A 24053-nucleotide genomic window follows, 5' to 3' on the forward strand; every position below is an offset into this window, starting at 1 on the left:
AGAAAAAGATAAATCCGGCAAGGGATAATCATCTATAAGTTTTATCTCGCGGGAGCTCTGTACTGGCCTGAGATAACACCAATCGCGAACAATTGTTAGTAAGATTTACGTCCGGAGCAAATAAGAGCAAAAGAGGTAAATCCGCCAACCGGAAATCCTGAGCAGGTTTTATCTCCAGACCAAATGAGGCCTAAAGAGATAAATCTGCCAAGCCAAAAACCCTAGTAGGATTTACCCCAGAGCAAGTTAAGTGTAAACAAGAGCAAATCGAGATCCAGCCAGAGCAATAGAGATTCAACGAGACCAAACTCAAATCAAACCAGACAAAATCAAGCTTAAATCAAACACCATCAAGAGAAAAAGCCTTATTCATCCCACCATCACATCAAATAATGGTCAATTATCCTCATAACCTTCTTAATATTCAGCGGTGTCGCAGCCGTTTCCCTGGTTATAATCAACCCATCACCCAGGAAAATTCCACTCTCTTCATACTCATCAATCTTCTTAAGCAAATTCCTCTCAACATAACCCGGATCATCAAGCCGCCCCAGATGCTCCCAGTAAACAACCTTCCTCGAAGGCATCTTCAGAATAGTAAAATCAGGATGCACCTTCACATCACCAAGAAATAGCGGACACTCATACTTGTAGGGAATCCCTGCTTTCATAAGCGCGTTGGCAATCATAACCTCAGACTTTGAGCGCACTTCCTCGCCCAAGTCCGTGTAATGCTTAGCCACACCGGGCTCAATCTCATAGGGCTCATAAGGCTCCTCCAGCCAACCCTTCACAAACTCTGAATCTGGTAAAAAATGCGGAGTGATCAGAACCTTCCTACCCGGATTTAAAGCATCATAAGTTTGCTCGTAAGTCTTGGCCGGCATCTTCTTTTGATAGCTGTGAATTGCCGAAAGCTCTCTGTTGACCGCGTCCAACGTGCGCGCATCGTAGTCGCGCTGAGCAAGCTGCTTAGCCTTGTCGTACTCACTGTTCCGAAGGTACTTTAGACGAGAATCTGCGCCGCCCCCACTAACATAATAGTAAGACTTCCCCTTATAATTTCTCACCTTGAGCCTCCCCGAAGGCGCCTTCTTAAGCTTGCTTTCGCAGACCTTCATAACCTTGCTAAGTTCTGCCTCTCTCCTTGAAAATTCCTTGTTAATATCAACCTCAGACATAAAATCTCCTTTCACTTAAACAACTTATAAATTGAGGAAAATCGCATTTTGAGTACAAAAATCAAACCTTAATGGGCGCAAAAAGGCCGCAAAAAGGGACAGATAAAAGCAAAACACATGCCAATATCTGAAAAAACCATATGTAACGGAATGGAATTTGTGGAATGGAATCCGTTGTCAAAATTTTTAAATGTTTTCAAAATGGAAAACGCAAGATGAAAAATCTTGCAAAAAGACATTCTCTCCGATAGAGATTGCATATTAACATAGAATCATAACAAATGTCAAGCGTGCAAAATTAATGCGCAATATGAGTCAAAATAACTAAATCTCATCACTACAATTCAAACTTCAAGCAGCCTAAGACAAGCTCCATAATCTAATATCCCCAGTATCCTCAATACAATGCCCGGCATCTAATATCACTACAACACCTAACATCACTACAGCCCCTAACATAATCCTCCACAATACTTCACGCCCCTCACACAGAAAAAATCCCACAACCCCGATTTTTCAGTTATTATAGATACAGAAAAAATAAAAAGGGAACCAAGTCAAATCATGACGACAAGTACTATCAACAATAGTAATAACGATAAAAAATCCATACAGCCCAAGCTGCCCATACCGGCAAGGATCACGGAATTCATCCTCACCCTCTACCCGGTCATCGGACTCATTATCGCGGTGACGCTCAGGCTCTGCTCCGTACAGCGCCCGTACTATGCCCTGATGACCATGGCGCTTGCCTTCGTGCTGCTGACCTTTCTGACAAACAAAATCCCGCCGCTCAGGCACCGAAAAACCCCGGAGTCCGGCACCAACCTGCACCTTCGCGAATTCGTAGTAAGGTACTGGATGCTCACCCTGACCGCGATTCTGTGCCTGCTCTACCAGGCCCTGCACCTCGGACGCTCGGCCAGAACCCTGATCAGCGGCCTCACACTCTACCTACTCGTCTACTCCGGCTTTTTATATGGAAAAAAGTATGCTAAAAGACCCGGCAGAACCCTGCAAATACTCGCAGTCCTTCTGGCGGTAACCTCAATCGTCGGCATCATCTGGTGGGTGCAGTGCACCTTCCCGCCCATCGCCATCAGCGAGGAAGCGGCCAAATACTTCATCTCGGCACCGCACCGCATGGTATCGGTGTACATACACCCAATAATAGCGGCCACCTTCATGCTGCTGCTGGTATCCATCGTGATCTTTTCTTTGGGGGAAAAATTCAATAGGTCAATCCCGGATAACATAATAAGGTTCATCCTGCTTTTCATTGGAATCGCCGGAATCTACGCAAGCTTCACAAGATCAGCATATCTTGTCCTCGCTGCGCTCCCGATATTACTGTTACTCAGACTCCGCAACAACAAAAACAGGACAACCAACGCAATCGGAACCACAGCAAACTTATCAATCAACCAGAATACAACCAACCAATCAGGCAAAAAGCCCCTACCCACCGTCACCAAGATCCTCCTGATCGCCATCACCGTAATCCTCGTCCTGACCCTCCTCTACATCACCGGAGTGGCAGGCACGATCTACGAGAGATTCTTCGGAACTAACTGGCGCGAGGACCCCTCCTACACCTTCCGCATCGACACATTAAAAGTCACAGCGGACAGCATGCGCGAAGAGGGAATAGGACGATTCCTCTTTGGAAGAGGCCAGGGCAAAGGCGACAACATCCTGAAGGAAACTACCTGGCTTATTGAAAAATACGAAGTAATACCCGCCATCGACAACTCCTTTAGCACCATGCTGCTGGACCATGGAATCTTCGCCTTCATCCTGTTTGCAGCGCAGCTCCTGATAGTCCTGAAAAACAGCCTGAAATCCAGAAATCTTATCTACTACCTGCTCCTTCCCCAGCTCGTCATGGCCATCACATTTGATGCGCAGACCTGGCCAGGGACGGAATTCATGCTCTTTGTCATGATAGGAATTGAGATGGCAGGCCGCCGCTACCCCCACCCAGGCTTTAGCAAAGATCGCCCGCTCATTATAAGCGGCAGAATCTTCGCGCAGCCTGTCACCGGCGTTCAGCGCTACGGCATCGAGATCATCAAGCAGATCGACAAAATGGTGGAGCCCGGCGAAGCCATCCTCGCGCTCCCGCAAGGCGAACTGGTGACGACGCCTGACTTTAAGAACATTGAGCTGGCAGTCATAGGAAAAGGCAACGGCAACAAGTGGACCCAGATATATCTGCCGCTTTTTGCCTATAAAAAGAGAGGAACCATCCTCACACTCGCCGGAATAGCGCCCGCGATTAAGCCGGATTACGTGGCAACTCACGACATATCCTTCATGCGCTACCCCGACTCCTACGGAAAAGCCTTCCGCCTCATGTACCGTTGGGGCTACCTCATCACCCTCTATAGATGCAAGGGCATCATCACGATCTCGGAATTTAGCCGCGATGAGCTCATAGCTTTCTACGAACTCGATGAGGATAGATTCACAATAGCCGGGAACTCCGCGGAGCAAATACTTGAGAACAGCAGATTACAAAGTACACCTGAAAATAGAGAATCAGACAATTCTCATGAAAATAGCAAGTCACAAAATACTATAGAAGAAAATGCTACAACCCCAATTACCACTGATGATATCAACACCCTCGCAAAATGGGGCCTATCCCCTACTGACCCCTACTACCTCAGCGTCGGCAGCAAGAACCTTCACAAGAACCAGAAATTCATTAAGAAGCTTGCGAAAAAATACCCCGACAGAAAATTCGTGGTAGCAGGCGGCAGCGCAGCAAGATCCTTCGGCTCATCGGGAGATATGACCATAGACGACACAGAAAACAGCGTACCGGCAGGAACAACACCCGGCAAGGTTCCCCACAACCTCATCCTCACCGGTTACATCTCTGACGAAGACCTGCTCACTCTGTATGCCTACGCCCACGCCTTCATCTTCCCTTCATTATATGAAGGCTTCGGCATACCACCCATGGAGGCCATCCTCTCAGGCGTAAAGCACATCGCGTTAGCGGACATACCGGTCCTTCGCGAGATATACACCAAGGGCTGCTACTTCTTTGACCCTAAGAACATCAATGCATTTGACATAGACACACTAAATAATGAAAAAGATTGCATCACAGAAGAGGACAGAAACTTCTATATAAAAACATACTCGTGGAAGAATTCTGCAAAGAGAATTCTTGGGGCAATCAAATAGTTTTTCCAATATCAGGCTGCCTTTACCAGCAGCCTGATATTTTATAGGAATGTAGGGGAATACCTTAGGCACCTCTTTTCAAATTCGTGAAAATGCGCTATGATATTAAATTGTCTAACTATGTAAATTAAGAAGTATCAAAAAACAAAGGAGATAAATAATGAAAAAGGCACTTATCACAGGTATCAACGGTCAGGATGGTTCATATCTTGCAGAGTTCCTTCTTGAGAAGGGCTATGAAGTACACGGCACAGTTCGTCGTTCTTCCATATCTAATACAGCCAAGATCGACCACCTCCTCGCAGAGAACAAGATCAAGGTACATGACGCAGATATGTCTGATTCTTCATCACTTTTCAGACTTATCCACGAGATAGAGCCTGACGAAATATACAACCTTGCTGCTCAGTCTCACGTACAGGTATCATTTGACGCACCTGAGTACACAGGAGAGGTTGACGCTATCGGCGTCCTCAGAATCCTTGAGGCAGTAAGAGCACTCGGACTCACTAAGAAAACAAAGGTATATCAGGCATCCACATCTGAGCTCTATGGTAAAGTTGAGGAGCTTCCTCAGAAGGAGACCACACCTTTCCATCCCTACAGCCCTTACGCTGTAGCTAAGCAGTACGGCTTCTGGATGATCAAGGAGTATCGTGAAGCTTATGACATGTTCGCAGTAAACGGAATCCTCTTCAACCACGAGTCAGAGCGCCGCGGTGAGAACTTCGTTACAAGAAAAATCACACTGGCAGCAGGCCGCATCGCAGAGGGACTTCAGGATCACCTTGAACTCGGCAACCTTGATTCCAAGCGTGACTGGGGCTATGCTAAGGACTATGTAGAGTGCATGTGGCTCATCATGCAGCAGGATACACCTGATGACTTCGTAATCGCAACAGGCGTACAGCACACAGTACGCGACTTCACAGAGAAGGCATTCGCAGCAAACGGCATCAAGCTTCGCTGGGAAGGCACAGGCGCTGATGAGAAGGGCTACGACGCAGAGACAGGCAAAATGCTTGTATGCGTAAACGCAGAGTGGCTCCGTCCCACAGACGTTGACGACCTTTGGGGAGATCCCACTAAGGCTAAGACAACACTTGGTTGGAACCCTCAGAAGACAAGCTACGAGCAGCTCGTAGAGATCATGGCTAAACACGACAGAGAACTCGCTAAGCAGGAAAAGAAAGCAAGGGCGTAATGAGAGTAGCAATCGTACACGACTGGCTTCCCTTCATGGGCGGTGCGGAAAACGTAATAATAAATATGCATGAAGTGTTTCCGGACGCTCCCATCTTCACATCCATGTGCAACAGGATGAACATGACGGGAGCCCTTCGTGACGCCGATATTCGCACAACTCATCTTCAGAAGACGGAGAAAAAGCCGTTAAATCACAGGAAACTCTTCCCGTTCATGCCCACCGCAATGGAGAGCATCAACTTAAACGGCTATGACGTAGTCATAAGCAGCAGCACAAGTGTTGGCAAGAGCGTAATCACAGGTCCCGACACACTTCACATCTGCTACTGCAACACACCCATGAGATACGCTTGGGAGCAGAGATTCAACTACATCGGTCCCCTGACGGGCAAGGGCGCATTCAAACAGAAAATGATCTCATATTTCATGACCTTCATGAGAATGTGGGACTACGTAACGGAAGCGCGCGTTGACGTATTTGTTGCAAACTCCGTCAATGTCGCAAGGCGAATCCACAAACACTACAGAAGAGACGCCTACGTTATCCATTGCCCTGTGCGCATGAGAATGTTCCACACCTCCGAGGAGGACGGCAACTTCTACCTCTGCGTATCAAGACTTCAGGAGTACAAGGGAATCGAGCTCGCAGTCAGAGCGGCTACTAAGGAAAACCTGCCCCTCTACGTAATAGGAACAGGCCCCATGCGTGAGAAACTTGAACAGATGGCAGGACCCACCGTTAAATTCCTCGGCTTCGTTCCGGATGAGGAGCTCCTTGATTACTATGCAAAATGCAAAGCTCTCATATTCCCCGGAGTAGAGGACTTCGGAATCACTCCTCTTGAAGCTCAGGCCAGCGGCAGACCCGTAATAGCCCTTGGTAAGGGCGGAATCCTTGAAACCGTAATCGAGAACGAAACAGGTGTATTCTTCGACGAACCCACACCCGAATCCCTCCTCGATGCGATTCACAGATTCGAGAAGATGAGCTTTGATAAGGAAAAACTCCGCGCCCACGCTATGGAATTCGATGAGAGCGTGTTCAAGGAGAGACTTAAGAGATTTGTCGACGAACAGTACGCTATATTTGTAACCAAGCAGCTCGAAGGTGTTACAGTATATAAATAACATGATGCTATACGGAATAATCAGGATCAATAAATGATTCTGATTATTTTTACATAATTGCATTGCAACGGATGTATAGAGATGAATAAGTTTATAGAGAATATAAATATTTATTTGAAGGAAAGAAAAATTAAAAATGCTTACATTACTCTGGTTACAGGTTGGGAGAAGAGTAAGGTTAGTAGAGTGTTAAGCGGCAAAGCAGATCTTAAAATGGATGATGAATCGCTATTGGCAACATCTCTTGGAAAAGATATGAATTTCTTTCTTGGCTCGCCGGATGATATGGTACTATCAAATGCAAGATGTGAAAGCCTGGCATTTGATGCAGGGAAGTTGGGAAAGAACGATAAAGAGATTGCACACAGTCTGTTCGACATGTTTATGTTTTACGATGCACTTACCAATTTGGAAATATGAGAATACACTACTAATCGGTAGTGGTTTATTTATCACACTTTCCAAAAATTACAAAATAAGTTACAATAGTGTGTCGAACCAAATTTATTACTCGTGAGAGTGTGGAAAATACTCATTGCCTTCCCCTTGGGGGGAAGGTGGCGCGAAGCGCCGGATGAGGGGAAGAAGGTAACTATGAAAAAGGTTCTAATCTTCGGCGTCGGTGGTTTTGTAGGAAGCTACCTCGCAGCAGAATTCAAAAAGAATGGCTATGACGTATACGGAAGCGACCGCATCGGCATACAGGATTCGCCCGACATGGACGGAACCTTTGTTGCGGACCTTTCCGATTCAGACAGAGTTAAATCTATAGTTGCGTCAGTAAGACCTACACATATTGTAAACCTTGCAGCTATCAGTAATGTTGGACTATCCTGGAAGATACCGCGCACTACAGTTGAAGTAAACGTCAGCGGTGCCCTAAATATCCTTGAGGCAGTTCGCGACAACGACCTTGATACCAAGGTCCTTCTTATTGGTTCCAGTGAAGAGTACGACATCACAGATAAACCCATGGATGAGAACACCAAGCTCAATGCATCCAACCCTTATGGAATATCCAAGGTAATGCTTGAACAGTTCTCAGCAGTATACCGTGACTACTATGGTATGAAGGTATACCACGTCCGCGCGTTCAATCACACAGGCGTTGGACAGAGCGATAACTTCGTAATTCCTTCCTGGTGCAAGCAGGCAGCAGAGATATCCTGCAGTGGTAAACCCGGAACCATGAGAGTCGGTAACCTTGAAGTAAGCCGCGACTTCAGTAACGTCAAGGACGTAGTCAGAGCTTACCGTATGATAATAGAGAGTGAGAATTGCAAGGAGATCTACAACGTCGGTAACGGAGAATCCGTTCCGCTTAGAAAACTCCTTGAGTACATAACGAGCCTTTCAGACCAGCCTATCACAATAGAGACTGATCCCAAGCTCGTACGTCCCGTTGAGAACCCCGTTATCTGGTGCGATCACTCCAAGATCACCAGAGATCTCGGCTGGGAACCCGAATACAACATATTCGACACAGCAAAAGAACTTTTCGACTATTATGTTGAGATCGAAAACAACAGAAAATAAAAAAATCCCATCTAGCCTTCCCCTTGGGGGGAAGGTGGCGCGAAGCGCCGGATGAGGGGAAAAAGAGGTACAATTTTGGCAAAAACAATCGACCGTGTCCAGGAATTATATGACTACAGACAGATGATTTTCAGTACTGTCCACAGAGACTTGCGTGGAAGATACAAGGGTTCAGTACTCGGATTTATGTGGACCTTCCTAAACCCGCTGTTCCAGCTCCTTGTATATACCCTCCTCTTCTCAGTAATCATGAGAAGTAACATAGAGGACTATTACCTCCATCTGTTTGTGGCACTTGTTCCGTGGATCTTCTTTAGTACATGTATGAACGAAGGAAGCGGATGCATCCGCGATTCAGAGGGAATAGTTAAGAAAATCTACTTCCCCAGAGAAGTCATACCGATATCCTACGTTACCAGCCAGTTTGTAAACATGCTATTCTGCTTCATAATTGTGTTTCTGGCACTGTGGGTAGACGGACGCTTTACAAACCCCATTGTTTACGTGTATCTTCCCCTTATTATGATAATCGAATACGCCATGGCGCTTGGACTCACATTTATTCTCTGCGCATGGAACGTATACCTTAGAGACGTAAAGTACATCATGGGTATTCTCTGCATGGCATGGCAGTTCATGACTCCTATTATGTATTCCGTAGATCAGTTGCCGCCCAAGCTTATTAAGATCTTTTACTTTAATCCTATGACCTCTGTCATAGTTGCTTACAGAGATATACTGTTCTACCAGCAGACACCTGAACTTGACACCCTGGGAATTGCCTGCTTTATGGGTATCTTTTCTCTGATAGTCGGATGGTTCCTGTTTGACAGACTTCAGCGCGGATTCGCTGAGCAGATGTAATTATAGAAAAGTGGTAAGGATAAAATGAGCGAACAATACGCAATTGAAGTAGAAAACGTAAAAAAGGAATTCAAAATATATCATGACAGAGGACAGACATTAAAGGAGATGTCTCTTTTCAAAAAGAGAAGAGCCTATGATAAAAGAACTGTCCTAAAGAATATCAGCTTTAAAGTCAAAAAGGGCGAGGCCATCGCACTTATCGGACATAACGGCTGCGGTAAGAGTACTACACTAAAGCTATTGACCAAAATCCTCTATCCCGATGAAGGAAGCATCACCATGAGAGGACGTGTATCCAGTCTTCTGGAGCTTGGTGCCGGCTTCCATCCCGACATGACCGGCCGTGAGAACATCTATAACAACGCATCAATCTACGGACTTACGAAGAAGGAGATTGATGAGCGTGTTGATAGTATAATCGCATTTTCAGAGCTTGGAGAATTCATTGACCAGCCGGTAAGATCCTATTCATCAGGTATGTACACAAGACTTGCTTTCGCGGTTTCTGTTAATGTGGATGCCGAGATTCTTCTAGTGGATGAGATTCTGGCGGTAGGTGATGCCAATTTCCAGGCCAAGTGCTATGACTACATGCGCGGACTTAAAGAAAAGGGCGTAACAATAGTAATTGTTACACATGCGCTTGGAACTGTTAGAAGCTTTTGCGAGAGAGCTATCTGGATTCATGGTGGAGAAATTCGTGCAGAAGGTGAGTCCAACCCCGTTGTAGATGAGTATCTTGCTTACATGAATGCTGAGAGGGCCAAGGCAGAGGGCAGACCCGTTGAGCAGTCCGCCGACTCCAATCATTATGGAAGCGGAGAAGTGGCTATAGAAGCCTGCGAGATTATTAATTCCAAGGGTGAGGTTACCAGAGCACTTGATGCAAACGAGAACTACACCATGAGGGTAAAATACAACGTGGTTAAGCCTGTTAAAGGCTTCATCTTTGCCTACAGTATCTTTGACGGTGATCAGAGATGCATTTTTGGTATAGAGTCAACCAACAAGAATCTTCACCTGAATGGAGATAAGGTTGGCAAGGGCACAATTGAGATTGACTGTGCGCCCCTGAACCTCCTTACAGGAAAATACAGGCTTCAGGTTTCCATAACGGACCTTAGCAGAAGTCCCCTTGATTACTATAGGGAGTATTGCAAGATAGATGTGACTAATCCTGTCAGCGAGACCGGAATTATCCACTATGACACCACTTGGAGGATTGTCTGATAGCCGGATATTAGTACCAATGATGATCCGGTCATATCGGATTTATTGAAAGAGATAACTCAATCGGAGAGAACATGAGTCATAAGAAAATAAGCATGGAACAGCTCATACAGGAGCTTGAAAAAAGCGAAGAGCAGCGCGGTTATTCAGATAACATACCCGATTTTAGTGACGTGGTAGTTGATGACATGGTAGTGCTTGATGAAAATTACAGTTTCGACCGTCTCAGACAGCTCATGGAGGATTTGAAGAGAGGCTATAACGTATCTGTGGATACGCCTATTCCCGGAGGTGGAGCAAAGGGTTTTGTGAAAAAAGCTTTGAGAAAGCTCTTTCTTCCCGTTATAAGACCTATGAACGAGCAGCAGGTTGCTTTCAACCTGGCAGTTGTTCAGTGCCTCAATCAGATATTCCTCTACATAGAGCAGAATGGCGGAAGTCTTGCCCCTAATGATGAGAATGTTGTTAATAGCAGGGCAGAGCTTTACAAGAGACTTGATACGATTGAAAAAGCTGAAGAAGAGCTTGCTACCAGATTGCTGGTATTGGAAGAGAATAATAAATGAAAAAGATTTGTTTTGTAATACAAAGATACGGTACAGAGGTCAACGGCGGTGCTGAGACGCTTTGCAAGCAGCTTGCGGAGCGCATGACTGACAGATACGAGGTTCATGTTCTCACCACCAAGGCCATTGACTACATGACCTGGAAGGATGAATATAAGGCGGATGAAGAAGACATAAACGGCGTTAAGGTTCGCCGTTTTTCTGTAAAGAAGTGTAGAAACATCCGCATTTTTAATGCAATAAACTGGGTGTTCCTTCACAGGATGCTCTCTCCTGCTCTGGAGAACAGATGGATAACCGAGCAGGGGCCTTATGTTCCCGAGTTATTAGACTACATAAGGGATCACAAGGATGACTATGAGGCATTCATCTTTATGACCTACCTCTATTATCCTATCGTTAAGGGAATAAGCATTGTACCTGAGAAATCAATAGTGCTTCCCCTTGCTCACGATGAGCCTTTCCTTAGGATGAGGATATTCGATGACGTATTTAAACTTCCTAAGGCATTCCTCTTCGAGACAGATGAAGAGAGAGACCTTGTAAGAAGAAAATATAACAACTACCACATTCCCTACAGACTTGGCGGAGCTGGAGTCGAGGTTCCGGATAGAGTATGCGGGGAGGATTTTAAGAAGAAGTACGGCCTTGATAACTACATAATCTATGCCGGAAGAATTGATGAAGGCAAGAATTGTAAGGAACTATTTGACTTCTTCTTAAAATATAAGAAGGCTCATCCCGATGACTTAAAGCTCGTGCTTATAGGGAAGCCGGTTATAGAGATCCCTAATCACCCGGATATAGTGCCTCTTGGCTTTGTCAGCGAGCAGGATAAATTCGACGGAATGGCAGGCTCCAAATTCCTCGTTCTTCCTTCGAAGTTCGAGAGCTTATCTATAGTTGTGCTTGAGGCATTTAGCCTTGGCAAGCCCGTACTGGTAAACGGTGAGTGCGAAGTACTTAAGGGTCACTGCGACAAGTGCGGTGGCGGCTTCTACTACACCAACTATTATGGCTTTGAATCCAAGAGCCTACAGCTCCTTAGAAATCCTGAACTTCGCGACGAGATGGGCGAAAAGGGCAAAGAATACGTCAACACAAGATTCAGATGGAACATCATCTGCGGCAAACTTGCAGAACTCATCGAGTATGTAGATACTGACATATTGAATGAGGGTGAAGAAAAATAATCTGCCTTCCCCTTGGGGGGAGGTGGCGCGCAGCGCCGGATGAGGGGTCCGGAAATTAAGCATACGGAGAAACGGAATGAGAATAGTACAAATTCTTCCTACAATAACCATGGGTGACGCGGTAAGCAACGAGACCCTTGCTTTCTACCATGCCTTAAAGGAGGCAGGTTACGACACCGCCATCTACGCCCAGAATATAGGAGATAAACTCCCTAAAGGATTCATATATCGAATTGACGAGTACAAGGATGATGCTGACTTTATCATCTATCACCTCTCTATCGGCGGCGAGATCAACAACAGACTCATGGGCTACAAGGCAAAGTGTCTTATCGTCTATCACAACGTCACTCCAGAGGAATTCTTTGCTCCCTACAGCATGCAGAGCCAGATGCTCTGCAGAGAGGGCATAGAAGCGGTCAAAATGCTTTCTCAGACTCCGGTTATGTGTATCGCTGACTCCGAGTTTAACAAGCAGGACCTCATCAGATTGGGTTACACCTGTGACATCAAGGTTCTGCCCATTCTCATGCAGTTCGATGACTACGACAAGAAGCCAAGCCAGAACGTGCTTAAGAGATTTAAGGATGATGGCTATGTGAATATCCTGTTCACCGGCCGTATTGCACCTAATAAGAAGCAGGAGGACATCATCAGATCCTTCTACTACTACAAGACTTACATCAATCCCAAGTCAAGACTTATACTTGCAGGTTCCTACCAGGAACAGGATATCTATGCGAGGAAGCTTCGCAAATATATTAAGCAGCTTGAGCTTGATGATGTGATAATGACAGGCCACATTCCATTCGATGAGATTCTGGCCTACTATCACCTGGCAGATGTATTCCTTGTTCTCAGTGAACATGAGGGCTTCTGTGTACCACTTGTTGAAGCTATGTACTTCGGCAAGCCTATCGTAGCTTACGATTCCACTGCTGTCGGCGAAACCCTTGGCGACGCCGGAATCCTCCTTAAGGACAAGGATTCTAAGCTTGTCGCAGAAGCAATCGACAGAATTGTCAAAGACACCGACCTTCGCGACTACTTCATCCAGGCCGGCAAAGACAGACTTGCTACTTTCGCTCCTGAGAAGGTTAAGAAACAGTTTATCCAGATCGTGGAAGAAGCAATAAAAGCGCTATAATAGGCGCTTTTATTGCTTCTTCTTTACTTTAAGACACTATTTTTCTCATTCTTTGCTTCGCGGAAGCCTTGTTCCGCCCGGAGATAACTCCAATCGTGAAGAATTGTTTCTGAGATTTACGCATGAAAGCAAGTAAAAGAGAAAAGATAAATCCACATAGCTGAAACAATCCATAAGTTTTACCTCGCGGGAATATTGTACGGTCAGATATAAATCTGATTGCGAAGAATTGTTTCCGAGATTTACGCATGGAAGCAAGTAAAAGAAAAATGATAAAACTTCCGCAGGAATTTTCTCTTGTGGATTTACGAATTGAATTAAGTGAAAGAAAAAGGGTAAATCCAGCTAAGCAATAGTCCCCAAAAGTTTTATCCGTGGGATATAGTCATCCAGATAGAGATATATGTCCAATATACTCGACAGAAAGTAAGGATATTTGTCTAATATACTCGACAAAAAGTAAGAATATTTGTACAACATATTAGACAAAATATATGTATTTTTGTCTAATATGTTGTACAAGCGATGAGGCCATTCAGTTCATCGTCAGTCAAGGGACTTTCGCGGCATAAATCCTCGCACATAGGATGTGCCACGGTTTATTCCACGGTTCCCTTGATTGACTTGCTTTCCTGCGTATACAGGCTGTGCCGATAACGGGGAACTGGATATGAGCCATGGATATCCGTTATCGGACATTCATTGTACGCAGGAAAGTCACTTCATTATGTCATCAGAATCCGGAAGGATTATTATGGGGCACGGCCCCATACCCCGGCCTCCTCCAAGGAACTGAATATATGTTTCTACCTGAATCAAAATATACCCGAAAAAGTCAAAATGAAATTGCCGAAAAAAAAATAATAACGCCGAAAAATCTAAAATGAAATTGGGGTAAGGCCAGTAAATATGCGGAAACATGTATTAGAAAAATAAGATAAAAAATAGACCGAAATATAGTAATGAAATTACAAAAATACATATACAAATATACTCTAAAACGGGAACCATCACTCGATGGTTCCCGTTCTCTTAGCAATATATAATCTTACAGAGGCTCTTGAAGCACCCTTACTTGCATCAGGAGCAGCTTTATGTACTTGGTAGTTAGTATCAAGATCCCCATACCTGAATTCAAGATATCTTGTTGTATCTTCCTCTACAACACTGTAATCATCATAGAATCTGACAGCCTTAACTTCGAAGAAGCCGTGCTCGTGGAGTGTGAATCTGATGGCCCTGTCACTCATAAGATGATTATAGTAGCCATCTCCGTGGGTCATGGCATCAAGTTTGTAGACGTCGACACCACTGAGAGTCCAGGAATTGGTTGTAACCTCCAGATCCCTTATAGCAAATCTCACAGGTTCACCTCCTGTGACTTCAGACCTATAAGGCACTCCTATATAGGAGAAGGTAATAGGGTTATAACCGGGCAGCAGGATCATATCAAGACTCATCTCAACGGATGGTTTATCGAGCATTACATCAACCTTATTCTGTGCCTGAGCTATCACAAGCTCAGCATCAATATAGCTTATAATCTTAAAGCTAACACGAGTCCTTACAGTATCGTCAGTATTATTCATTAGATAAATGGCAGCAGTCTCTCCGCCTGTCGAATATCTCTCACAATACATTCCTGTGGGATCAAATCCCCTCCAGTGCTTGTCAAATACTACAGAAACAGGAGCATCTGACCCGGGTAACACAGGCATAGTGAAGAGAAGAGAGTCGCGGATAGACTTAGCTGTTCTGGTCAGTTCCTCTTCGTAAAGTGTAAAGTGTATATCTGAAGGAGATGTAATGAGCACATTCTCATAAGTATCAACCTCATCAACATCGGAGAGGATATCATACATTGCTTTGGAACCTGGCATCATCTCTTCGGCAAAATCCCCGATATGAGCATTCACAGGAGCGGTAGAATCTTCATCATCAGAAGCATTACCAGAGCCATTATCATCACCTGCACCACCACATTTATATTTCCCCTCAAGATACTGTCTCAAAGCATCCATCTGGCAATTATTCAATGAAGAAAACTCTGCATCAAAAGGTGATATCTCCGGTACAGGATACTCTGCATCGCAGGGATATTCAAAACGGAATTCTAAAGGTTTAGAAACAGGTTTCGAATCCTCTTCCGGCGAAATTTTCCTGCCAAGACGCTCAATAAAGCCGGGCGCCTTATGAAGATCACGAAATTCCTCTATATTTGCGATCTGTAGCCCAATACTCTCGCAGCGTTCCTGGCATTCGGGAGAGAGCGCAACAGAGGAAAGATATAGTTTCCTTGCCATTCCTTCTGATAGCAGATTGTCAGCATGAAACAGCTCATTAAGACCAGGTACTCTGCCAAGTAAATCCTTGTAACATGCAACAACAAAATCAGAATCGCTTGAATATATATCAGTATTTAATAGATAATTGAAATCCTTTGTCTCGGACATCTCTAAACTCCTTCAATTAATTATTCAGCATCTCCCACACTCTCTCAAACTCAAATGGAATAAGCACATTGGGGCCTGCATGAAGCTCCTGCTCACCTGCATCAACCGCACGGATAAATTCCTTCAGCTCCTCAGGGTGAAGCGGATAAACACCGGGAATACCCTTTAATTCCTTTAAGTTCTCCTCATCCGGCATAATGCCGTCAAGCAATGCCACCGTAGGAATGCCGCTGTAAGCAGATTCGAAGATAATGGAAGAATTCCCGCTACCAATAACCATATTGTGGGAAGAAATTGCATCATACACAGTGACTGAGGAATCCAGGAAGGTATAGCCCTCCTGAGACAGAATCGGCAAAATGCCATTATCGCCAAAGGCCATCTTGATAGGAATATCAGGCCCTATATTATCCCTGAACCACTGTGCAAACCCTTCCGTACCAAGCTTGTTATAGAAATTAGGCACATTACTTGGGAAAAATACAGGCTTACACCTGCCAAGTCCTGTGGGTACTTTAGTTTCCTGTCGCTTCTTTATCCAGCCCACAACCTCTACCTGCTTGCAGGTCTTACGAAGTTTGTAATACATATTATTCCTATAGGGAACCAGCACCAGATCGAACCTGTCGATAAAAGGAATCTCGCTCTCATGCATGAAAACACCCATATCATGAGGATAATAAACCGTCATGTCAGGGTGGAACTTATCAAGAAACTCCAGGGGAGCAATAATATTCGGATCCGCATGGTGGTTGGAAAACTCATAGGTCCTGGAATCAAACCACAGATGGGATGATGTGATAAGAGTGATGGAATACACCTTGGAGAGCTCCTCCAGGCGAGAAACCATCTCACCTCTCTCATAAGGAATCCTGTGATCATCCACCAAAATAGCAGAAGCACCCTTACTCACAAAATAATCAAAAAGGGGATGGATGGAGTTCTCTCCGCCATATCCCAGAAAAACAAAGTATTTAGGCTTTGTACTCATAAAAGCTCCCTTCAGACCCCACCTCAAAGGTGAAAATCAATAAGTACCTAAGTACTGAAATAATCTAATAATCTATGATATAATATAATGCACAAAAATGACAAGGTTTGGAGAGATTACATCCCAATGGCAGAGATGGAAAATATAAATTCCGAAGAAATTGAAGAGACAGAAGAATACATCATAACCGACAGAGTCAGAGGCATCTGGGCTGCAGAGCTTAATATGCTCCGCATATTCATTGACATATGTGACAGACATGGCCTCACCTATTATATCTGGGCAGGAACCCTTCTTGGAGCAGTAAGGCATAAGGGCTTCATCCCCTGGGATGACGACATCGACGTAGCGATGCCCAGAGCTGACTATGATAAATTCATGGAAATAGCCCAGTCAGAACTTGATAAAGCTGAGAAGGGCAGATACTTCTTACAGAATGACCACACGGATTTAGGTACCTTCATGGGCGGCAAGATGAGAATCCGTGATAATAACACTACGGGAGCTGAGGTCTTAGATCTTACGAGGCGAAGTAACTGGGGGATTTGGATTGACATCCTGTGCCTTGACTACGTATTTGAGGATGAAGCAAGGCGCCGCGAGCAGATCCGCCTCATCGCCAGATATAAGAGACTGTGCAAGACACAGACCTACGGTGAGACAGTTCTAGAATTCCAACAACTAACAAATAAACAGAAACTAATTTATCACTTTTATGTAAAGAAGCAGGGCAGAGACGGACTTCTTAAGGGCTACCGGGATGCATGTACCATGTGCCCCGGGGAAGAGGGTAGACTCCTCTTCCCATTCACAAACGCATTCAATCCTAACTTCTACAGAGTCTACTTTGCGGAGGACTTCAAAGAGACAGTAGAACTGGAATTTGAGGACCTCAAGGTGAAGGCCCCTATAGGCTACGACAGGATCCTTCAGATGTACTACGGAGATTACAACGAGCTTATCCCTGAGAGTCAGAGAAAGCCCAAGCACCTCGGGGTTTTTGACCCGGAGGTACCTTTCTGTGAATACCAACACAGAATGATGGATATGTTCAAGGGCGTTGAGGATAAGACGCTGGTACTATTTGGCGCTGGAAATATGGCCGGGACTTACTTAGGAAGACATAGTAACCACAGACCCGCATTCCTGGTGGACAATGGCGTTAAGACCTGGGGAAGATTTGTAGACGGACTACTTGTCTGTGGCCCCGATAAGCTCCTTGAAATCCCTAAGGATAAGCTACGAGTTATCATTTGTAATATCTACTACCCGGAGATTGCCAAGCAGCTTCAGGAGATGGGAATAGATGACTACTACCTCTTTGCAGAGGACTTAAGCGTTGTCAATCAGACACTTTTTGCTGAAGAGCGAATAAACGCGCAGATCTGGTCCAAATCCAGAAATAATCAATGAGAGGACTGACAAATTGAAAAAAGTTATTACATACGGATCATTTGACCTGTTCCATGAAGGACACTACCGCATACTTCAGAGAGCCAAGGCGCTTGGAGACTACCTTATCGTGGGTGTTACCACAGAGAGCTACGACGCCACAAGAGGAAAGCTCAACATAGTAAACTCACTCATGGAGCGCATAGATGACGTCAGAAAAACCGGCTTTGCCGATGAAATTATAGTTGAGGATCACGTCGGCCAGAAAATAGAAGACATCCAGAAATACCACATAGACGTCTTCGCCATCGGAAGCGACTGGCTCGGCCAGTTCGACCATCTCAAAAAATACTGCGATGTCGTATACCTTGAGAGAACAAAAGGCGTATCCAGCACCCAGAAAAGGGCAAGGAACTACGAAATCGTCCACATGGGAATAATGGGCACCGGAAGAATCGCTGACAGATTTATCCCCGAAGCCAAGTATGTAAGCGGACTCGATGTCAACGCCGTATATAATCCGCATATCGACAGCGCCAGATCCTATGCAGAGCGCCATGAACTCGGAATTTTCACGGATGACGAAGAAGAGTTTTACAAAAACGTAGATGCGGTCAATATTGCGACACCGCATGAGACCCACTATCAATATATCAAAAATGCTTTAGAGCATGGTAAACATGTCCTTTGTGAGAAGCCCATGGTTCTTGAGAAGGCACAGGCAGAGGAACTCTATAACCTTGCAGCAGAAAAGCATCTCATCCTCATGGAAGCCATAAAAACAGCCTATGCACCGGGATTCATAAGACTCCTTAGCCTTGTAGAGACAGGAGTAATAGGTGAGATCAGAGACGTTGAATCCTGCTTTACAAGACTCACACCGGATAATCTCCGTGAGATGAAGGACACAGAATACGGCGGAAGCTTTACCGAATTCGGAAGCTACACACTCCTTCCTATCGTAAAAATCCTCGGATCTAACTACAAAGGCGTGAGATTCGAATACTACTCTGCTCCTAATGGAGTGGATGTATATGCCAAGGCTTTTTTCCGCTATGACAACGCCATGGCGACTTCCAAGACAGGACTTAAGGTCAAATCCGACGGGCACCTTCTCATCTCAGGAACCAAGGGCTACATCTTTGTTCCGGCACCCTGGTGGAAGACCACAGAATTCGAGATCTGTTATGAGGACTTCCAGCAAAACGAGAAGGTCTACACCAAGTTCCTCGGAGACGGGCTTCGCTACGAACTCAGCGACTTCGTATCCGCCATAAACGGATTTGATAAGGGCGAATTCAAACTCACCAAGGAAGACTCCGAAGCTATTGCGGATATCATGGACAGATTCCTCAAGTGGAGAAAAAGAGTCGGAGCGATTAAGAAGAGCGAGATGTAAATACTGCAGATACCACTAATTATCATCATGTTGATATTTTATGGTTGGGAGAAAGAGTATGTTTAATAACATTGAAATTGAAAGCTATAGAGGCTTAAAGAATATAAAACTGGATAATCTTGATAGGGTCAATGTTATTATTGGCGAGAATAATAGTGGTAAAACCTCGGTTCTGGAAGCTATCCAGCTATTTGAGGAGGAAGATGTTATATATAATCTTTCAAGTATTGCGTATAAAAGACAGGTTATGAACAGAGCAGCACTTCGGGTAACGTTAACTAAGTATGAAATGCTGTATTATTCACTACCGATGAATGAATCAGAACCAATGATTAGTATTAGAGGTCAGGGTCACTTCGGTGAATACGATGTTGGAGTAAGAGCGAAGAAACAATATATAGATATAGACAGGCTCGAATTCCGTCGATCAGAAGAGCAGTATATACCATATTATGTTGAAGATAACGGAACAGTACCGATTCTTGTAGGCGAATATTATTATAATTCGAATGGACATCATGATATACGGGAAGGCTTTGAAGTTCCTGTTATAGGTTCATTGCGAGGAGAGGAAGAAAAATACATAGATCGCGGGATCAAGGTGGTGGTTAAAACAAGGTACATTTCGCCAAGAGATATTTATTCCGGCACCTTTGAAGTTGCTTACTATAAAGGGATTTTGATGAATGAGAAACAAGAGCTAATAGAGTTACTTAAACTCTTTGATCCTACAATAGTAAATGTAGAGGCTTCTCTAGAGGGACAAAGTAAAAAAATAATGATAGAAGATGAAACCGGCTCAGTAAGACCCTTATCAGTGTATGGGGAGGGAATGAGAAGAGCCTTTTCTATAGCTAATGCACTTAGAACGATAGGAGAGGGCGTTCTTCTTATCGACGAATTTGAAGTTGGAATTCATAAGAATGCACTTTCAAAATTTGTGGATTTTTTATGTTATATGGCTAAAAAGAATAGAACCCAGCTGTTTCTTACCACCCACAGTGGTGATGCCATTGATGCGCTTATTGATGCACATGAAGCCGGAAATGGGTTTAATGTATATAGGCTGGAAAGCTATGATCATAACATATATTCCAGAAAATACGATGGAAGAGACCTATACAAAATGAGAAGTGAGCAGGGATATGGACTTCTATGAATAAAAAGCATTATTTAATGATAGTTGAAGGTGCACATGACACTTCAATAGTCGGAAATATTTTAAAGTATAAAAAATGGGCAAAAAGGAAAGAGGCGCCTTCAAAAATATCAGATGTATGGAACAGTATAATTCCAGACAAATTTCCATTTAATTCAGACAGATATGACAGAATAACTCCGGTTCCGGATTTCTATGAGAGTGATAACTTATCAATAGCCATAAAAACAGCGGGCGGAGATTCATCGCTTGCAAGTACCTTAGCACAGACAATTTCTGTCATGGAGATAAAGGAGCAAGCGCAGATAGATGGGATTCTTGTTTTGATGGATGCGGATACCTTTTTTGCCAGTAAAAAGACGGAGGCGTTTATTGATGAATTATCTAAAGAAACTACTATTGAGATGCTAGACAACAGTGTTTCTGTGGTAGGATCGCCTGTCAAAATTGAGGTAAAGGAGTTTTGCTTCCCTGACAATAAAAATGTCGGAAATCTCGAGAACCTCTTGATTGATTGTGGTAAGATTCAATATACCGACTTACTGGATTTATCAAATGAATATGTCTCAAAGGCGGATTCGCTTGGGCTCGAAGAGTCCAAGATAGATAAGATTCAGTATAAGAAAAAGGCAATAATCGGATGTATGACAAATATACTTAAACCAGGTAAAGCAAATCAATCATCTATTCTGGATAACAAATGGGTTACGGATGAAACAGCAGAAAATGTTGAGGGGCTAAAGCAATTGATTAATTGCTTGGAAAGCTTTTTGGGGATGTAATGGCTGAGAGTAATTTAAACCAAATAGCAAATATAATTGAAAATGTGTTTGCTGAAGAATTAGATACATTTCTTAGAGACTGTGTTGAGGAAATGGAAGAATATGACTTTCAGATATACTTTCCTGAGAATGTAGTTGAGTTTGCACAGATGGACTATCTTGATTCTATTGAGATTACATCTTGTGATGTGGACGAACAAGAGGATGATTTGCTATATTCCGGTGAAGGGACAGCACAAGTATATGCAGATGGTTCTGTGTATTTTGACAAAGAGTACCATATCGTCGATTCTGCGATTATACCGATAGAGTTTTCATTTAGTTTTATTAAGAGTGAAAATGGACAATATAGTGACGTGGAATTTGGTTGGGAAGAATAAAAAGCACTGGACTGGAATTATTTGATGATAAAAGAATTTCTGAGAAGAATAACAAAAAATTCTCATGACAACCATGCACCTATAACGCCATCTATAACAGCCGACATCACTTCCGCCTACACCCTCATCCCCATCGATTTCCACGGTGGCGGAATAGGAAAGAGAATAAACAGCGAAGACGGAACTCTTGAGGCAGCAGATGGAACTACCATGACAACCTTCAAGGTGTATCACATACAGGAAGGCGATATTGTAGAAGTCATAAATAAAAACTACGAGTTCAAGCTTGCAACTTATAGAGAAGGCCCAGCTGATCATCTAATCTACACCTACTGCTATCAGAGCGAGGAGAACTGGACCATTTACAACAATGACTTTATTGAAGATGATAACTACCTTCAGACATACACATCTAAGAAAGATACCTACATCCGCATCCAACTAAGAAGATGTGACAAGGGCACAATCAATATAAATCTTGATACAGAGCCTGTAATCCATATAAAAAGTCCTAAAACAGCCAGGATAACTAAGGCAGCAGTGCCCTACCCATGTAAAACCTTCTTCGCAGATGAGATAAGAAAAACCGCAACCGCGATATTAAAAGAAAAAGAGGCAATTAGAGCTGAGGGAAAAGATACAATAACCCTTGCACTTCTCGCTGATACTCATTATGTAATGGGTGGTACCTTCGAGGATACTCTAAGTAATCTCAAAGCAGTGCATAGCCAGGCGCCCTTCGATGCGGTACTTCACTTGGGAGACCTCACAGATGGCATGAGTACGAAGGCTGTCGCAAGAGACTTCTCTCAAATCGTTCTTGACGGTTTACGGGAGCTCGGAACACCCGTATATCCTGTAATAGGTAATCATGACACCAATTATTTCAAGGGTAATCCTGATGTCCTCACTGAGGAGGAACAGGCTGCAATGTATTTGCAGGATATAGGGCAGGCTAATCCAAGATATTATGTTGACTTCGAAGATATAGGACTACGCCTTATTATTTTCAATTCCTTTGATTCCAAGGAAAAAGTCAGATATGGCTTTAACGACAGAGATGTCTCATTCCTTGAAGATACCTTGAGCAAAACACCAAAGACCACTAAGGTCCTCGTATGTGCCCATGTGCCTCTTCTTCCGAAGATGCACTACTGGAGTAAGGAAATCAGGAATCATGAGAAGATTTTGGCACTCATTCAAAAGCACAATGAGAAACATGGTACCATTCTTGGATACGTCCATGGTCACAACCACTCAGACCAGATAAACACAGAATATGGCTTCCCGATAGTATCAATCGGCTGCAACAAGTTAGAGTACTTCACCGACTACAAGCCGGAGGGATCTGTGACCTATGAGAGAAAGATGTGCGACGAGACACAGGATCTGTGGGATGCACTTATCATAACCCCTTCAAGGAACAGATTGGCGTTTATTCGCTTTGGAGCAGGTGAGGACAGGGTAGTAGAAAACCCACTATGACACAACATTAAAAACGGAGCATATACATGAAAATATGGGCACATCGCGGAGCATCGGGCTATGCGCCGGAAAATACAATACCTGCCTTCAAAATGGCAGTAGACATGAAAGCAGACGGAGTGGAACTGGACGTCCAGATGACACGCGACGGACACCTCGTAGTCATCCATGATGAGAAGATAGACAGGACCAGCAACGGAACCGGTTTTGTGAGGGATTACACCCTCGAGGAACTTAGGCAGTTCGACTTTAGTAAGACACATCCAGAATGTGGCAGAGCAGATATTCCCTTACTTGAAGAAGTCTACGACCTTCTAAAGGACACAGGGATGACAATAAATGTAGAGTTCAAAACCGGAATAATATTCTACGAAGGCATAGAGGAACGTGTCCTTGAACTTACAGAGCGCATGGGCATGCAGGACAGAGTATGGTACTCATCTTTCAACCACTACACAATAAAGCGCCTGAATCAGATGAGAAACAACCTCAAGACCGGAATTCTGTATGTTGACGGCATATATGAACCATACAATTATGCAGAGACAGTAGGCGCAATAGCGCTTCACCCTTCAGTCAATAACCTTAAATACCCAGAAGTAGTGCAGAAAGCTCACGAAAAAGGGCAGAAAGTTCATGTTTGGACGGTAAACACAGAGGATCAGATGAAACTATGTGCTGAGCTTGGGGTAGACGCGGTTATAGGTAATTATCCGAATAAGGCAAGGGAGTATTTTGCAGAATAGGACATATACAATCA

The 24053-nt window shown here is 44.1% G+C and carries 20 protein-coding genes; 17 read left to right on the forward strand and 3 right to left on the reverse strand.

The window, feature by feature from the left end:
- Window positions 1-380: 380 nt before the first annotated feature.
- Entirely contained in the window at window positions 381-1181 is an 801-nt protein-coding gene (locus G630_RS0115055) for a hypothetical protein (RefSeq protein ID WP_026499051.1), read from the reverse strand.
- A gap of 564 nt (window positions 1182-1745) precedes the next feature.
- Between G630_RS0115055 and G630_RS0115075 the strand changes: the two genes are divergently transcribed.
- The 10 genes from G630_RS0115075 to G630_RS0115120 all read left to right on the forward strand — a co-directional run bounded on the left by G630_RS0115075 (window position 1746) and on the right by G630_RS0115120 (window position 13252).
- A complete protein-coding gene (locus tag G630_RS0115075) occupies window positions 1746-4379 on the forward strand; it encodes a glycosyltransferase family 4 protein (RefSeq protein ID WP_081667984.1) in 2634 nt (877 codons plus the stop codon).
- Between the two features lie 157 nt (window positions 4380-4536).
- On the forward strand, window positions 4537-5583 hold the full coding sequence (gmd, locus tag G630_RS0115080; RefSeq protein ID WP_334291324.1) for a GDP-mannose 4,6-dehydratase: 1047 nt from the start codon (window positions 4537-4539) through the stop codon (window positions 5581-5583).
- Window positions 5583-6713, forward strand: a complete 1131-nt coding sequence (locus G630_RS0115085; RefSeq protein ID WP_026499056.1) for a glycosyltransferase — start codon at window positions 5583-5585, stop codon at window positions 6711-6713. The genes gmd and G630_RS0115085 overlap by 1 nt, the downstream gene beginning before the upstream one ends.
- A gap of 81 nt (window positions 6714-6794) precedes the next feature.
- Entirely contained in the window at window positions 6795-7133 is a 339-nt protein-coding gene (locus tag G630_RS0115090) for a hypothetical protein (RefSeq protein ID WP_026499057.1), read from the forward strand.
- 174 nt (window positions 7134-7307) lie between these two features.
- Window positions 7308-8249, forward strand: coding sequence for a GDP-mannose 4,6-dehydratase (locus G630_RS0115095; protein ID WP_026499058.1), 942 nt, complete (start codon window positions 7308-7310; stop codon window positions 8247-8249).
- A 75-nt stretch (window positions 8250-8324) separates the two neighbouring features.
- Window positions 8325-9113 carry an ABC transporter permease gene (locus G630_RS0115100; RefSeq protein ID WP_330363816.1) on the forward strand — a complete coding sequence of 263 codons (789 nt, stop codon included), beginning with the start codon at window positions 8325-8327 and terminating at the stop codon, window positions 9111-9113.
- Between the two features lie 24 nt (window positions 9114-9137).
- Window positions 9138-10346, forward strand: a complete 1209-nt coding sequence (locus tag G630_RS0115105) for an ABC transporter ATP-binding protein (protein ID WP_026499060.1) — start codon at window positions 9138-9140, stop codon at window positions 10344-10346.
- Between the two features lie 74 nt (window positions 10347-10420).
- Window positions 10421-10912 (forward strand): hypothetical protein, encoded by a 492-nt coding sequence (locus G630_RS0115110; protein WP_026499061.1) that lies wholly within the window; start codon window positions 10421-10423, stop codon window positions 10910-10912.
- A complete protein-coding gene (locus tag G630_RS0115115; RefSeq protein ID WP_026499062.1) occupies window positions 10909-12105 on the forward strand; it encodes a glycosyltransferase family 4 protein in 1197 nt (398 codons plus the stop codon). Before G630_RS0115110 ends, G630_RS0115115 begins: the two co-directional genes overlap by 4 nt.
- A 76-nt stretch (window positions 12106-12181) precedes the next feature.
- Window positions 12182-13252, forward strand: a complete 1071-nt coding sequence (locus tag G630_RS0115120) for a glycosyltransferase family 4 protein (protein ID WP_026499063.1) — start codon at window positions 12182-12184, stop codon at window positions 13250-13252.
- Window positions 13253-14262: 1010 nt separating this feature from the next.
- Here G630_RS0115120 and G630_RS0115125 read toward each other — a convergent pair.
- The gene (locus G630_RS0115125; protein WP_026499064.1) at window positions 14263-15705 is read right to left on the reverse strand and encodes a hypothetical protein; all 1443 of its coding nucleotides are present in this window, start codon (window positions 15703-15705) and stop codon (window positions 14263-14265) included.
- Window positions 15706-15721: 16 nt separating this feature from the next.
- Window positions 15722-16696, reverse strand: a complete 975-nt coding sequence (locus G630_RS0115130; protein WP_026499065.1) for a hypothetical protein — start codon at window positions 16694-16696, stop codon at window positions 15722-15724.
- A gap of 87 nt (window positions 16697-16783) precedes the next feature.
- On the opposite strand from G630_RS0115130, the gene G630_RS23815 reads away from it, so the two are divergent.
- From G630_RS23815 to G630_RS0115165, 7 genes are read left to right on the forward strand one after another with little or no spacing between them, the layout of a single operon-like run.
- On the forward strand, window positions 16784-18109 hold the full coding sequence (locus G630_RS23815; protein WP_081667985.1) for a LicD family protein: 1326 nt from the start codon (window positions 16784-16786) through the stop codon (window positions 18107-18109).
- 13 nt (window positions 18110-18122) lie between these two features.
- The gene (locus G630_RS0115140) at window positions 18123-19487 is read left to right on the forward strand and encodes a Gfo/Idh/MocA family oxidoreductase (protein WP_026499066.1); all 1365 of its coding nucleotides are present in this window, start codon (window positions 18123-18125) and stop codon (window positions 19485-19487) included.
- Between the two features lie 58 nt (window positions 19488-19545).
- Window positions 19546-20646 (forward strand): AAA family ATPase, encoded by a 1101-nt coding sequence (locus G630_RS0115145; protein WP_026499067.1) that lies wholly within the window; start codon window positions 19546-19548, stop codon window positions 20644-20646.
- Complete coding sequence (locus G630_RS23820) at window positions 20643-21428, forward strand: DUF3226 domain-containing protein (RefSeq protein WP_026499068.1); 786 nt, start codon at window positions 20643-20645, stop codon at window positions 21426-21428. Before G630_RS0115145 ends, G630_RS23820 begins: the two co-directional genes overlap by 4 nt.
- The gene (locus tag G630_RS0115155; RefSeq protein WP_026499069.1) at window positions 21428-21808 is read left to right on the forward strand and encodes a hypothetical protein; all 381 of its coding nucleotides are present in this window, start codon (window positions 21428-21430) and stop codon (window positions 21806-21808) included. Before G630_RS23820 ends, G630_RS0115155 begins: the two co-directional genes overlap by 1 nt.
- 24 nt (window positions 21809-21832) lie before the next feature.
- Window positions 21833-23293 carry a metallophosphoesterase family protein gene (locus G630_RS0115160; protein ID WP_026499070.1) on the forward strand — a complete coding sequence of 487 codons (1461 nt, stop codon included), beginning with the start codon at window positions 21833-21835 and terminating at the stop codon, window positions 23291-23293.
- A gap of 26 nt (window positions 23294-23319) precedes the next feature.
- Window positions 23320-24039, forward strand: a complete 720-nt coding sequence (locus G630_RS0115165) for a glycerophosphodiester phosphodiesterase (RefSeq protein WP_026499071.1) — start codon at window positions 23320-23322, stop codon at window positions 24037-24039.
- The last annotated feature ends 14 nt before the right edge of the window (window positions 24040-24053 follow it).

The sequence above is a fragment of the Butyrivibrio sp. WCD2001 genome (assembly GCF_000424485.1).
GTDB lineage: Bacteria > Bacillota > Clostridia > Lachnospirales > Lachnospiraceae > Butyrivibrio.

Excerpts from the sequence above, each read along its gene's own strand:
- G630_RS0115130 (WP_026499065.1), bottom strand. The coding sequence starts at position 16,696 with ATGAGTACAAAGCCTAAATACTTTGTTTTTCTGGGATATGGCGGAGAG.
- G630_RS0115055 (WP_026499051.1), bottom strand. The coding sequence starts at position 1,181 with ATGTCTGAGGTTGATATTAACAAGGAATTTTCAAGGAGAGAGGCAGAA.
- G630_RS0115120 (WP_026499063.1), top strand. The coding sequence starts at position 12,182 with ATGAGAATAGTACAAATTCTTCCTACAATAACCATGGGTGACGCGGTA.
- G630_RS0115125 (WP_026499064.1), bottom strand. The coding sequence starts at position 15,705 with ATGTCCGAGACAAAGGATTTCAATTATCTATTAAATACTGATATATAT.
- G630_RS0115090 (WP_026499057.1), top strand. The coding sequence starts at position 6,795 with ATGAATAAGTTTATAGAGAATATAAATATTTATTTGAAGGAAAGAAAA.
- G630_RS0115075 (WP_081667984.1), top strand. The coding sequence starts at position 1,746 with ATGACGACAAGTACTATCAACAATAGTAATAACGATAAAAAATCCATA.
- G630_RS0115165 (WP_026499071.1), top strand. The coding sequence starts at position 23,320 with ATGAAAATATGGGCACATCGCGGAGCATCGGGCTATGCGCCGGAAAAT.
- G630_RS0115155 (WP_026499069.1), top strand. The coding sequence starts at position 21,428 with ATGGCTGAGAGTAATTTAAACCAAATAGCAAATATAATTGAAAATGTG.
- G630_RS23815 (WP_081667985.1), top strand. The coding sequence starts at position 16,784 with ATGCACAAAAATGACAAGGTTTGGAGAGATTACATCCCAATGGCAGAG.
- G630_RS0115095 (WP_026499058.1), top strand. The coding sequence starts at position 7,308 with ATGAAAAAGGTTCTAATCTTCGGCGTCGGTGGTTTTGTAGGAAGCTAC.
- G630_RS0115105 (WP_026499060.1), top strand. The coding sequence starts at position 9,138 with ATGAGCGAACAATACGCAATTGAAGTAGAAAACGTAAAAAAGGAATTC.
- G630_RS0115115 (WP_026499062.1), top strand. The coding sequence starts at position 10,909 with ATGAAAAAGATTTGTTTTGTAATACAAAGATACGGTACAGAGGTCAAC.
- G630_RS0115145 (WP_026499067.1), top strand. The coding sequence starts at position 19,546 with ATGTTTAATAACATTGAAATTGAAAGCTATAGAGGCTTAAAGAATATA.
- G630_RS0115110 (WP_026499061.1), top strand. The coding sequence starts at position 10,421 with ATGAGTCATAAGAAAATAAGCATGGAACAGCTCATACAGGAGCTTGAA.
- G630_RS23820 (WP_026499068.1), top strand. The coding sequence starts at position 20,643 with ATGAATAAAAAGCATTATTTAATGATAGTTGAAGGTGCACATGACACT.
- G630_RS0115160 (WP_026499070.1), top strand. The coding sequence starts at position 21,833 with ATGATAAAAGAATTTCTGAGAAGAATAACAAAAAATTCTCATGACAAC.
- G630_RS0115085 (WP_026499056.1), top strand. The coding sequence starts at position 5,583 with ATGAGAGTAGCAATCGTACACGACTGGCTTCCCTTCATGGGCGGTGCG.